General features: G+C 40.8%; 13 protein-coding genes. 2 read left to right on the forward strand and 11 right to left on the reverse strand.

What is annotated here, in order from left to right; genetic code table 11:
* The 11 genes from dnaG to L877_RS12965 form a co-directional block, all read right to left on the reverse strand.
* Positions 1-1,788 (reverse strand): DNA primase, encoded by a 1,788-nt coding sequence (gene dnaG / locus L877_RS0109790; protein WP_026835916.1) that lies wholly within the window; start codon positions 1,786-1,788, stop codon positions 1-3.
* Between the two features lie 20 nt (positions 1,789-1,808).
* Entirely contained in the window at positions 1,809-2,819 is a 1,011-nt protein-coding gene (locus tag L877_RS0109795) for a deoxyguanosinetriphosphate triphosphohydrolase (protein ID WP_026835917.1), read from the reverse strand.
* 127 nt (positions 2,820-2,946) lie between these two features.
* A complete protein-coding gene (gene ilvC, locus L877_RS0109800) occupies positions 2,947-3,969 on the reverse strand; it encodes a ketol-acid reductoisomerase (protein WP_026835918.1) in 1,023 nt (340 codons plus the stop codon).
* A gap of 75 nt (positions 3,970-4,044) precedes the next feature.
* A complete protein-coding gene (gene ilvN / locus L877_RS0109805; RefSeq protein ID WP_026835919.1) occupies positions 4,045-4,524 on the reverse strand; it encodes an acetolactate synthase small subunit in 480 nt (159 codons plus the stop codon).
* Between the two features lie 84 nt (positions 4,525-4,608).
* A complete protein-coding gene (locus tag L877_RS12955) occupies positions 4,609-5,631 on the reverse strand; it encodes an LCP family protein (RefSeq protein WP_034785649.1) in 1,023 nt (340 codons plus the stop codon).
* 32 nt (positions 5,632-5,663) lie between these two features.
* On the reverse strand, positions 5,664-6,581 hold the full coding sequence (locus tag L877_RS12960; RefSeq protein WP_051437806.1) for a glycosyltransferase family 2 protein: 918 nt from the start codon (positions 6,579-6,581) through the stop codon (positions 5,664-5,666).
* Complete coding sequence (locus L877_RS0109820) at positions 6,574-7,521, reverse strand: glycosyltransferase family 2 protein (RefSeq protein WP_026835920.1); 948 nt, start codon at positions 7,519-7,521, stop codon at positions 6,574-6,576. Before L877_RS0109820 ends, L877_RS12960 begins: the two co-directional genes overlap by 8 nt.
* Positions 7,514-9,253, reverse strand: a complete 1,740-nt coding sequence (locus L877_RS0109825; protein ID WP_026835921.1) for a proline--tRNA ligase — start codon at positions 9,251-9,253, stop codon at positions 7,514-7,516. The genes L877_RS0109820 and L877_RS0109825 overlap by 8 nt, the downstream gene beginning before the upstream one ends.
* A gap of 19 nt (positions 9,254-9,272) precedes the next feature.
* Positions 9,273-10,670, reverse strand: a complete 1,398-nt coding sequence (locus L877_RS0109830; RefSeq protein WP_026835922.1) for an MATE family efflux transporter — start codon at positions 10,668-10,670, stop codon at positions 9,273-9,275.
* Between the two features lie 32 nt (positions 10,671-10,702).
* Positions 10,703-11,050 carry a LytR/AlgR family response regulator transcription factor gene (locus L877_RS0109835; RefSeq protein ID WP_026835923.1) on the reverse strand — a complete coding sequence of 116 codons (348 nt, stop codon included), beginning with the start codon at positions 11,048-11,050 and terminating at the stop codon, positions 10,703-10,705.
* Positions 11,037-11,396 carry a helix-turn-helix domain-containing protein gene (locus L877_RS12965; RefSeq protein WP_034785609.1) on the reverse strand — a complete coding sequence of 120 codons (360 nt, stop codon included), beginning with the start codon at positions 11,394-11,396 and terminating at the stop codon, positions 11,037-11,039. The genes L877_RS0109835 and L877_RS12965 overlap by 14 nt, the downstream gene beginning before the upstream one ends.
* Before the next feature lie 280 nt (positions 11,397-11,676).
* Here L877_RS12965 and rpsT point away from each other — a divergent pair, with 280 nt between their 5' ends.
* Together rpsT and L877_RS0109850 are read left to right on the forward strand one after the other, a co-directional pair.
* Entirely contained in the window at positions 11,677-11,937 is a 261-nt protein-coding gene (gene rpsT / locus L877_RS0109845; protein WP_026835924.1) for a 30S ribosomal protein S20, read from the forward strand.
* A gap of 207 nt (positions 11,938-12,144) precedes the next feature.
* The gene (locus L877_RS0109850) at positions 12,145-12,624 is read left to right on the forward strand and encodes a deoxycytidylate deaminase (RefSeq protein WP_051437807.1); all 480 of its coding nucleotides are present in this window, start codon (positions 12,145-12,147) and stop codon (positions 12,622-12,624) included.
* Positions 12,625-12,642 lie beyond the last annotated feature (18 nt).

Consider the following 12,642-nt stretch of genomic DNA (forward strand, 5'->3'; position numbering starts at 1 on the left):
TTATACTTTCCTCTCTTTTAACCTTATGTTAAGACTATCAATTTTGTTCATTTCTTTCATAAGTTCTGGCAACAAGCCTAGATCAGTATTAGTCTTCAATCTTTGATCCAGTGATTCCTTCTTAATCTTCTTTACAAGCTCGTTGAACGCTCTCTCACGCTCACTGTCACTTTCCACTTGCCTTAATTCACTGTCAAATATTCTGGCAACTAATGACTGTTCCTCAACATTGTCATAACAACTTATGATCTTTGCCGGAATGATTTTTCCCTCTTCCGCTTGCTCAAATAGCATCTTCGCCACATCTGTAAAAGGCTGGTTAGTAAAGTCCTCCGGACCAACTATTCCATCAATAACTTCAAATAAACTTATGTCCGAAGACAGCCAAGTAAGCAGGTAAGCTTCCGCGCTTGATGCAAGATTTTCTTTCTTGTCATCTTGACGCCTTGCTTTTTCGCGTTTGATTTTCTCATAATCTTTGCCGACTTTTACTGATGCTCTGATGCCCACGAGTTTCTTAAAGTCATCAACTCTGACACCGTATCTCCTACAAAAAGCTTCGATGTAGTTGGTTCTTTCTATCTCATTCTCAAACTCCGTGCATCTATCAGCAACTTTATTCATAAACTGCGTCTTTTCCTCCGGATCATTGATATTAAATGTCTGTTCTAGCAATGACACACTGAAGAAGAAACTGCTCTCAGCTTCCTCAACTCTTTTCATAAATTCATCTTTGTTCAGACCATTTATAAATTCATCCGGATCCTTATACGGACGCAAATTAATGATTTTCACTTGTAATCCCACAGCATTTAGCATCGGTATGGCTCTTTGTGCCGCCTTGACACCTGCGCCATCACTGTCATAACACAGATAAACCAAATTCTTGTTGTTCTTCAACATTCTGCTTATAATGTCACATTGCTTTTCTGTGAGTGCTGTTCCGAGGGTCGCAACAGCATTGGTTATCCCCACTTTGTGAAGTGCGATAACATCCATATATCCCTCGCATAATATGATACCGTCCCCGAGATTTCCCTTTATGAGACTTATACCATATAAATTTTGACTCTTGTCAAAAATCTCCGTGTCCGGGGAATTTAGATACTTTGGTTTGGCATCTCCCATCACACGGCCGCCAAAGGCAACTACTTTGCCCATTTTATTCATAATAGGGTACATGACACGGTTATTAAACTTGTCATAAGCTCCCCTTTTTTCATCGAATTTTATGAGGCCGGTCCTTTTTAATATATCGTCATTATACCCCTTGCTCTTAAGGTATTTGTACAGATCGTCGGAATATTTGTCTGAATAACCGAGTCCAAAATGCTTAATCACTTCCACATCTATTCCACGGTCAGTCAGATACTTAAATGCATCCTTACCGCGATCCGACATTAATCTCTTGACGAAGTACACAGCCGCCTCTCTGTGTATATCATATATAACTTCTTTGTCTCTATATCTTCTCTTATCTTCCTCTGTCAGTGTCTCGCCGCTCAATTGTATACCGGCTCTCTCAGCCAACATCTGCACAGCTTCAGGAAATGTTATATTCTCATATTCCATCAAGAATGTATATACATTACCTCCGACACCGCATCCAAAGCAGTGGTATATCTGCTTCGTTTGTGACACCGAAAAAGAACCCGTCTTCTCCCTGTGAAACGGGCATAACCCAACGTAATTGCTTCCAGTTTTTTTTAAGCTGACATAGCTTGAAATCACGTCGACAATGTCATTCTTTTCTCTGATTTCTTCAACTAGCTCGTTAGGATAATACATCTAGACTCCCCTTTGATCCCTTATAGAATTTGCCATGCACGTGGGATCATCAAATCTTTGTACGTAAGCACTGCATAATGGTCTGTCATACCTGCTATATAGTCACATATTACTCTAGACAATTCCTCGCCGTCTCTTTCGTACATATTTCTATAGAATTCAGGCAACTTATCAGGATTTTTTAAATAGTATTCATAGAGCGCCTTGAGCATATATCCTGCCTTGCCTTCTTCCTTCTTCGCCTCGGAAGCCACATAGACGTTCTCGAACATAAACTTTCTCAATTCAACTAAAGCATCTCTAATCTCGTCTGACATTACTATGTCATTAAGTCCCCTGCTATTTACTACAATATCATGTAAAAGAGTATTTAACCTCTCTCTCAGAGTCTTGCCAAGAATCTTGATGCAGTTTATCGGCAAATCTTCATCGCTGATAATCTTTCCCCTGATTGCATCATCTATATCAGAATTCACATATGCAATTTTGTCACAAATTCTGACTATCTTGCCCTCCAATGTGTGAGGATTACCCGCTGTAGAATGGTTGAGAATCCCGTCTCTAACCTCTTTGGTGAGATTCAGTCCCTTTCCGTCTTTCTCAAGTAACTCCACCACGCGTATGCTCTGCATCTGATGCTTAAATCCACCTGCACACACCTCATTCAGGGCTCTCTCTCCGGCATGTCCAAAAGGAGTATGACCCAAATCATGGCCCAGAGCTATTGCCTCTGTCAAGTCTTCGTTCAATAAAAGTGCCTTTGCTATACTTCTGGCGGTCTGGGCAACCTCCAGTGTATGTGTAAGTCTAGTGCGATAATGATCGCCTTCAGGCGCCAAAAAGACTTGTGTCTTGCCCTTCAATCGTCTAAATGACTTTGAGTGCAGAATCCTATCCCTATCTCTCTGATAAATAGTCCGCATGTCACAAGGCGGCTCTTCTCTGTCCCTTCCCAAGGACTGGTCACTAAAGGCCGCAAACTCGGAAAAATTCTGATGTTCTCTTAGCTCAAGTTCCTCTCTGAAAGACAAAAGCATCGCTCCATTCTCTAAAAACAGTTATAACCCCCATCAAAAGGTGGGGGGTATAAAAGCTACAAAGCCCTGCACTCTATCTCTAGAGTGCAAAGCAATTATAATTCATAATCTTCGGTAGAGATTAGTTGTTGATCAACTTATCCTCACCATTCCAGCTGTAAAGCTTTCTGATGTCCTCACCGATTACCTCAGCTGGGTGCTCAGCAGCAAGCTTTCTCATAGCTTTGAAGTGAACCTGTCCACCGGCCTCTGACATGTCAAGAAGGAATTCCTTGGCAAATGTACCATCCTGGATGTCACTAAGAACTTTCTTCATAGCCTTCTTAGTATCCTCTGTGATGATCTTAGGTCCTGTAATATAATCACCATACTCTGCTGTGTTTGAGATTGAATAACGCATTCCGGCAAATCCACTCTGGTAGATAAGATCTACGATAAGCTTCATCTCGTGGATACACTCGAAGTATGCATTTCTTGGATCATATCCAGCCTCAACCAATGTCTCAAAACCAGCCTGCATAAGTGCACAAACACCACCGCAAAGTACTGCCTGCTCACCGAAAAGGTCTGTCTCTGTCTCTGTTCTGAATGTTGTCTCAAGAACTCCAGCTCTTGCTCCACCAATTGCAAGTGCGTAAGCAAGTGCAATATCCTGAGCCTTTCCTGTAGCATCCTGATGTACAGCAACAAGACAAGGAACACCCTTACCTGCCTGATACTCACTACGTACAGTATGTCCTGGTCCCTTAGGTGCGATCATAGTTACATCAACATCCTTAGGAGCCACGATCTGACCAAAGTGAATGTTAAATCCATGAGCAAACATAAGCATATTACCAGCTTCAAGGTTTGGCTCAATTGACTCTTTATAAAGTTTTGCCTGCAACTCATCATTAATCAAGATCATAATGATATCGGCTTTCTTTGCAGCTTCAGCAGCAGTATATACTTCAAATCCCTGCTCCTCTGCTCTCTTCCAGGACTTAGATCCCTCATACAAACCAATAATTACATTACATCCGCTCTCTTTTGCGTTCAACGCATGAGCATGTCCCTGACTTCCGTAGCCGATAACTGCAATTGTCTTTCCGTCCAAAAGTCCGATATTGCAATCACTTTCATAATAAATCTTTGCATCTGCCATTTTATTGTCCTCCTAAATTATTAAATTAATTTAATTAAATATATAATATCTGTCATTGACAGTATATTATCAAACTTAGTTTCCTCTAAGAAGTCCGGTTGTACCGGTTCTCACAAACTCATTGATCTCATAACCATCGAGCAACTTGATAAATGCATTAATCTTAGATGCATTACCTGTCAGCTCAATCATCATAGTATCGCTTGTCACATCAACAATCTTAGCTCGGAAAATATCCACGATAGCACTAATCGCAGGTCTATCTTCCTGATTTACATTTATCTTAACGAGAATCAGCTCTCTACAAACAGATACGCTGCTTCCCAATTCTGTAACTTTTCTAACATTCTCCAACTTGAGAATCTGCTTCTCAATCTGCTCGAGCACACTGTCCTCACCCGAAACTGACACTGTCATCCTAGATACTTCAGAATTCTCGGTTTCTCCTACTGTAAGGCTGTCAATATTGTATCCTCTTCGACTGAAAAGTCCTACAACTCTAGACAAGGCACCTGGAGTATTGTCCATCAATATAGATAATACCATATTTCTCATATCTTCTCACTCCTTACTTTATGTTTTATCTAAAAGTGTCTATCAAATTTTAATTATAGCAATTCATCCTTAAATTGTCAAATACTACTTCTTGAATATGAAGTTGTGCAGACCATTTTTATTCTTCTCAAGATCGATATCCAAAACCGAACTTCCATTGATTGTCGGCGATGTAAATGTATTGTCCGCAGGAACTCTATACTGATCAAGCTTCGTAGTTCCAAGCTTTGCTATCGCCACCATGTAAGAATATATGTCGTCCTTAGACAAATCCGTCTTGACATTTGGCATGACAACATCAATCAAATCTAACCACTGGTCCACTGACATTGATTTAACCTTGGTTAACAAGGCCTGAATAACATTTCTCTGTCTCTCTGTTCTTCCATAATCATCAGCTTTTCCGGATGCAGAGTAAACCGGCGGAGTCACACCGTTAACTCTCTTACCATGACGAATTCTACTGTAACCCAAGGCCTGATAGCCATTTAGCACTTGCTTACCGGGTTTGAGATTTCTATTCTTCTTTCTCTTGATATAGTTAGTAGTATTGAGGTGTTTGGCCTCAGACTCTGTGACATCAACTTGTATACCGCCGACCTTATTGATAACCTCAACAAAGGCATCGAAGTTTACTTCGGCATACCCATCTAACTTGATACCGAAGTTAGATGCTATAGTCTCATACAACAACTTGATTCCACCATTTTGATAGGCAGAATTGAACTTATTCTTGCCATGTCCCGGAATCTCAAGATACATGTCTCGCATAAGGGATGTTACTTTGAGTTTTTTGTGCTTCATGTCAAGAGTTGCAATCATCATGGAATCCGAACGCCTCGAAACTCCCTTGACATTCTGCTCATTTTCATCCTTATCCGCTCCAACTAACAGAATATTTACAACTTCATTGTCACTAACTGTATCATACTTTGATATATCCACCTTTTCCAATGCATTATCCTTATCATAATTCAGCATTCCAAGGCTTGAATCCATTCTATGACTGAGGGTAGCCGCAACACATCCTGCTGCCCCGCTCAGCAAAAGTCCAATTACGAAGAGTACTCTTCTGACCATACGGCCTCTTCTTCTCTTGCTTTCCATTCCATTCCTCCTATGATTCCCAAACTCTTTATTTACGCTATTATAATAAGCATAAGATTTCTGATAATCCCGCTCTTCTTAAATCCAAACTTGACAATCTCATATTTTCTCTTAATGGGATTTATATCATAAAGTCTGGCAAAATGTCTGAGCACATATCTGTCCTTGTCTCTCAATCTATCCTTGAACAAATTGTAGAACGCCTTGCCCTGTCGAACATTTGCCCTGATAGCATTCCTCTGCTTGACGATATTCACAAGCCTGTTTACAAAGTAGGCTCCAAAACTCGCCCCACCTATCATATTACCACTGTGTTGACGATAGTGCAACGTCATATTGTCAATATATGAAATTTTTCCAAAGCACCTACATATGAGAGCAAGCCACCAATCGTGAACCTTAATCCCCTCCGGAATCACATCGAGATAATCGAGAACCTGTCTATTAATCATCACAGTACACCCAATAACCTTATTCTCCATGAGAAGTTTTGCAAGTCCACTGTCTCTCGGATCCATATGGCTGTTGCGGAAAAATGATCCGAGTTCCATCTTGCTGTCGCTGTCGTAATTCATCGCATCGGTAAATACAAGTACCGGTTGATCAGGCCACTTTTTCTCCACCTTCTTCATGCGTTCCGCAGTCACTCTGATTTTATTCTTATGCCAGATGTCATCTTGATCACAGAGCATGATATAAGGGCTTTCGCTCCTCTTAATTGCGCTCAAAAAGTTCTTTGTATACCCTAGATTTTTCTTGTTCTTATGAAGGGTTATATTGTCATACTCCCTGACATATTCCTCTGCGATAGCAACCGTTCCATCCGTAGAACAATCATCGCATATCTCTATGTCAAAATCATTGTAATCATTTGCAATTACAGAATCCAAAAGAGCCTTCAAATATCTCTCTCCATTGTAAGTAGGCACTACTACATGAACTTTAGACATCCTCTCTCTCCTTCCAATATCTCTTGTTCATACTGATTTTCTGAACTATCTTTCTCGGAAGCTTCTCATACTTGCGTCCAAGCTTATAACCTATAAACTTAAATCCACTCTGCATAATTAGGTCAGGAACCATGTACCATCGGCCCGTCCTGACAAGATACCCCGAAGTATCCTTCACAAGCTTTATTCCCTCGGACTCCGACTTCACTCTGTCAAATATTTCATGGTACTGCTCCTGTGAGACCGCCATATCAAAGTTTCTCGACAACTGCTGCCTGTAGGTGTACTTATGCGCATGAACAACTACTGCATCTGCGGCATAGGCAATCTTAAAACCATTGTCTATCACACTGGCAGCCATTATCATATCCTCATTAAAAATGGTCTGAGTGACAAAACCTCCAAGCTGCTCATATATGGCCTTTTTATACATGGCGCATACATTCGAACAGAAAAATGTCTTGATTCCAAGGGTCTCTATATCCTCAGCCGACTTAATTATAGATCTGTCCGGGTAATTAAACTCTCTGGTATAATTCTCTATAACACCCACATCATCCCCGGCAATCTGCCTACCATAGGCAACGGCGACTTCTGAATCTTTCTCAAAACTCGCAAGGAGTTTCTCCACAAGATAATTGTCTACCGGCACGGCATCCTGAGTCATGAAGAGCATATAGTCTGCACTCGACAGAGATGCCCCCTTATTTCTGGTTCCGCCGTGATCGAAGTCAATAGCCTCCACGGGATGAATCTCACTATTATTGGCCTTGACAAGGATACTCTTTACTCTGTCATTCTCCTCGTCATCTAACATGGTCTGCATGAAGATGATTTTCCCGGGTGTCACTGACTGGTTGTTAAGTCTATCTATTAACTTTTCGAGTTTCCCATCAGGCTTGTAAACCGGGATAATCACATCTACTGCAGTATTATTCATATTCTTTTACTCCATCTTCGATATCAGCATAGAGCTTGGCAACCAATTTCTTGATTGTGTCAAAGGCCTCATCAAGAGGAACCTGCTCCTGAACTGACTTGTCTCTTGTTGAAAGCTCTATACATGCATTTTTCATATTTCTTGGGCTGACAACAACTCTCACCGGCACACCGAGCAAATCAGCATCGGAGAACATAGCACCGGCTCTTACATTTCTGTCATCATATATAACTTCAAGTCCGTCTTTTTGAAGCTTGTCATACAAATCGTCCGCAAAAGCCTTGCACTCCTCATCATCTGCTCTCATGCAGCAAAGATGCACTTCCCAAGGAGCAATTGTTATTGGCCAGATTGGACCATAATCATCATGCTTGACCTCACATACAGAAGCAGCAAGTCTTCCAACACCAATTCCGTAGCATCCCATGATAGGATTATGCGCCTTGCCCTCTGCGTCAAGGTACTCCATTCCCATTGACTTTGTATACTTTGTTCCAAGCTGGAAGATATTACCTACCTCAATACCACGGGCAATTCCAAGTGAATGCTTTCCACACTTAGGACATATACCGCCCTCTACGGCCTTAGAGTAGTCACCGAACTCTACTTCTCCAAGATCACGCGGAATATTTAACCCTGTATAATGCTTATCTGCTTCATTGGCACCGCAGCAGAGATTCTCTATGCCCTTCAATGATGAATCGTAGAGAACAGTAACTTTGTCACTTATTCCATATGGGCCAATGCATCCCGCAACGAGTACGGAGTCATCCTCGATAACTGCAGGATGAATAGCACCAACAACATTGGTAATCTTGGTCTCATTGGCTTCCATGTCGCCGCGTGTAAACAATACCACATAGGAATCATCTTCATTCTTCTGGTATACTACCGCCTTACAAGCGCGCTCTACCGGATAACCCAAGAATTCACATACTTCTTCAATTGTATGATTGTCACCTGTCTCAACTTTCTTCAAATCTTCAGCACTTGGACCTGCCTCGTTTTCGATGATATTCTTGGCTGCCTCCATATTGGCACTGTAATCACACTCATCGCAGATAACAATCGAATCCTCTCCTGCGTCAGCCAGAAGCATATACTCGTGAGAAATGCTTCCACCCATCATACCTGAATCAGAAGCAACCACAACTACCTCAGGGATTCCCGCCCTGGCAAAAATCCTCTGATATGCTTTATAGCACTTGTCATAATACTCTTCCAAATCCTCCATGGAAGTATGGAATGAATACGCGTCCTTCATAGTAAACTCACGAACTCTTATCATACCCGCACGAGGTCTTGCCTCGTCTCTGAATTTGGTCTGTATCTGATAAATCATGAACGGATACTTAGTATAACTGTTTCCATACTCTCTGACGAGATGAACTGCAGCCTCTTCATGAGTCATTCCAAGCACCATAGGGGACTTGTTGCGGTCCTCAAATCTCAAGAGCTCACTTCCAACACTCTCGTATCTTCCTGACTCCTCCCAGAGACTAGCCGGTAAAGCCACAGGAAAAAGAACTTCCTGTCCGTCAATTGCATCCATTTCCTTGCGGATAATATTTTCTATCTTAGTTGTAATTCTCTTAAGAGGTGGATACTGGGAAAATATTCCGTTAGCCATATTCTTCATATATCCACCGCGCACCATAAACGCATGGCTATCTACAGCACACTCCGATGGTCTCTCCTTAAATCTTTCTCCAACTAATTTATCGAGTTTCATTATAAGAACGCCTCCTATATTATAAATTCTTAATTTTCTTAATATACAAGTTCCTGAAAAATAGTCCGCTTATGATAACTGAGCTAAGCTCCGCAATCGGGAATGCGAACCATACGGCGTCAAGCCCTGCTATTCTTGAAAGAATATATGCCGCAGGGACCAAGACGCAAAGCTGTCTCGCCAGTGATACGATGAGACTTACAAAGCCCTCTCCAAAAGCCTGGAATGTCGCCATAAAGATAATACAACATCCCGCTATCGGGAAGTGGATAGCTATCGTTCTAAGTGCCTTTGATCCAATATCTATCATCTGAGGTGAAGCATTAAATAGCATGAGCAATTTGTCCGGAACAGCAAAGAATATAAGCATTCCAATCACCATCAAACTAACTGAGATTACAAGACTGAACTTCATTCCCTCTGTAATTCTCTTTTTATTTCTCGCACCATAATTATATGCAATAATCGGAATCAATCCATTGTTAAGCCCGAAAATAGGCATGAATATAAAGCTGTTGAGCTTAAAATATACTCCAAATACCGCTACTGCTGTCATAGAAAACGGAGCAATTATCTTATTCATTGCAAATGTCATTACAGAACCGATAGCCTGCATAATAATAGTCGGAACAGCGATGATATAAATATTCTTAATTGTCTTTATATCCGGTCGGAATATTTTACCTAATGACAATGTAATCTCATGATTCTTCTTGATATTGAAGTATAGCGCCATCGCCATCGCCACTGTCTGACCGACCACTGTCGCGATAGCCGCACCCTTAATTCCAAGCTTAGGAGCTCCAAGGAGTCCAAAGATGAGAATCGGATCGAGAATCATATTAATCACTGCTCCAACCGACTGAGTAATCATGGTATAGAAAGTCTTTCCGGTAGACTGCAACAATCTCTCAAAGGTCATCTCGAAGAAAATTCCAAATGACAAGATATAGCAGATTGACAGATAATCTGTACTGTACTGCATAATTAGCGCGGCATTCTCTGTGCCCTCTTTGATCTGTGAAGCTACAAACGGCTTGACTGCAAACAGCGATAATACCATCAATACGATATAGCTGATAAAAATCAAGAACAAACCGGTATTTGCCGCCTTATTGACATCATTAAACTTCTTGGCTCCAAGGCTTTTGGATAGTATTGCATTAATACCTACGCCGGTTCCCGCTCCTATGGCAATCATCAACATCTGGGCTGGAAAGGCCAAACTAGTTGCTGAAAGGGCAGATTCGTTGATTCTCGACACAAAGATACTGTCGACAATATTATAAAGCGCCTGAACCAACATTGACAACATCATCGGAAGTGACATGGTCACTATCAATTTCTTGACAGGCATGACTCCCATCTTGTTCTCTTGAACCTGTGGTTCTTGATTATCTACTTTAGTTTCACTCATTAAAATCCCTCCGTGAAAACTTTCTTCTAAATCTATAATCCCATATCTTTATAGAACTGTTGCTTATACTTGCGCCCCAACGCAATTCTAATACCGCCTTCTCCCATCAATACAGCATTTTCCATCCTGAGGATAGCCTTAACTTCATCCTTGTTAACCAAAAATGACTTATGGCACCTTGCAAAAACTCTGCTGCCTAAGGCCAAGTGAACATCTGAAAGCGAGATATATTCCACCACATATGTCGCCTTATCTTTGGTCTTGAGATAAGCTGCTCTATCTCTGTATTCTACATAGAGAACATCGCTTAAATTCACTCTGGAAATCCTAGTGCCATTCTTGATGATTAATTTACCATCATTGTTATTAATTTTCCCCACGATTTTCTTCCTCCCTCTTTTTACATCTCAATGTAACTTCTTTGTTATACGCATCAGCCAATAAACATATTATAAAGGCTTTTTCCTTTAGTGTTGAGTCCACTATTCTCGTTATAATGTCATTACCCATCATGACACCTGTCAATAGATAGTTCAGATCAACACCATGGCGCTCATGGAATCTCATAAGTCCATAAACGCTCACTGAGCATTCCCCACGCTCAATCCGGTACAACTGTCTCTCGCTCACTTCAAGATCTTGACACATGTCCTCAACTGAAATATCAAGAAAACGTCGAATCTCCCGGATTCTTCTTCCAACTTCTGAATTGAATCGATCTACCAACGATTCTCCCCTCCTATGTTTAGTATTTGTGCCCACACAAACTCTGTCATCCGCTTTAACAGGTCCCTTTCCTGTATGAAGAGCACGCATAAATCGACACTATTTTTTATTTTAACTTATTTAAGAGGAAAAATAAAGTTTTTTTTGAAAAAATATTATTTTTTTATTTTGCTCTTGACAAAATCCGGATAATATACTATTATTATCGAGTATGCTTTGTTATTTACCGTGTCTTACAAAGTATACATAACAAATAATCGATTAAATGGAGGTGTTAGAATTGGCAAATATCAAATCTGCAAAGAAACGTATTCTCGTATCACAGAAGAAGACTGCAATCAATAAGTCTATCCGCTCTAAGGTTAAGACTTCTATCAAGAAGGTAGAGGCTGCTGTAGCTGCAAAGGATAAGGCAGCTGCTGAGGAAGCTTTGAAGGTTGCAATTAAAGATATAGATAAAGCAGCTCAGAAGGGCGTTTATCACAAGAACAATGCAGCTAGAAAAGTATCTCGCTTGACATTAGCTGTTAACAAACTCTAATTTTATGAGAGTTATGTAGAGGGCAGTCGTACTGCAACTACAATTCTACCCGTCATAATGATATATCAACCTCACCATTGATTTGGTGGGGTTTTTTCAGTGCTACAAAACATTATAAACACTTTACAAATCGGCGATTAAATGGTAAAATTAAAGAGTGTGGGGCACTATAATTTTCACAAAATTTCATTGGAGGTTTTTGCAATAATGAAAAATCAGAATTATTTATCATGGGATCAATATTTTATGGGTATTGCTCTTCTCTCCGCGCAGAGAAGCAAAGATCCTCACACTCAAGTAGGAGCTTGTATCGTAGACTCTGATAATCGCATTCTCTCTGTGGGATACAATGGTATGCCAAGAGGATGCTCAGACGATGAATATCCTTGGGGAAATACCGGAGAAGAATTGCAGACAAAGTACTTGTATGTTTGTCATGCGGAGCTTAACTCCCTTCTCAACTATTCGGGAACAGACCTCAAAGGAGCAAGCATTTATACTACTCTCTTCCCATGCAACGAATGTACAAAAGCTTTGATTCAAGCAGGAATTAAAAATGTCATATATATGGATGACAAGTATGCGACTACTGCCAGTGTTGTCGCCGCCAAAAGGATGATGGATTCAGTCGGTATCAACTACCGAAAATATGAATTTAAGGACAGGGAAGTCCATCTGAATCTTTAAAAAAACTTGAGTCAATTG

Origin of the sequence: Eubacterium xylanophilum ATCC 35991 (assembly GCF_000518685.1) — a bacterium.
GTDB lineage: Bacteria > Bacillota > Clostridia > Lachnospirales > Lachnospiraceae > Eubacterium_F > Eubacterium_F xylanophilum.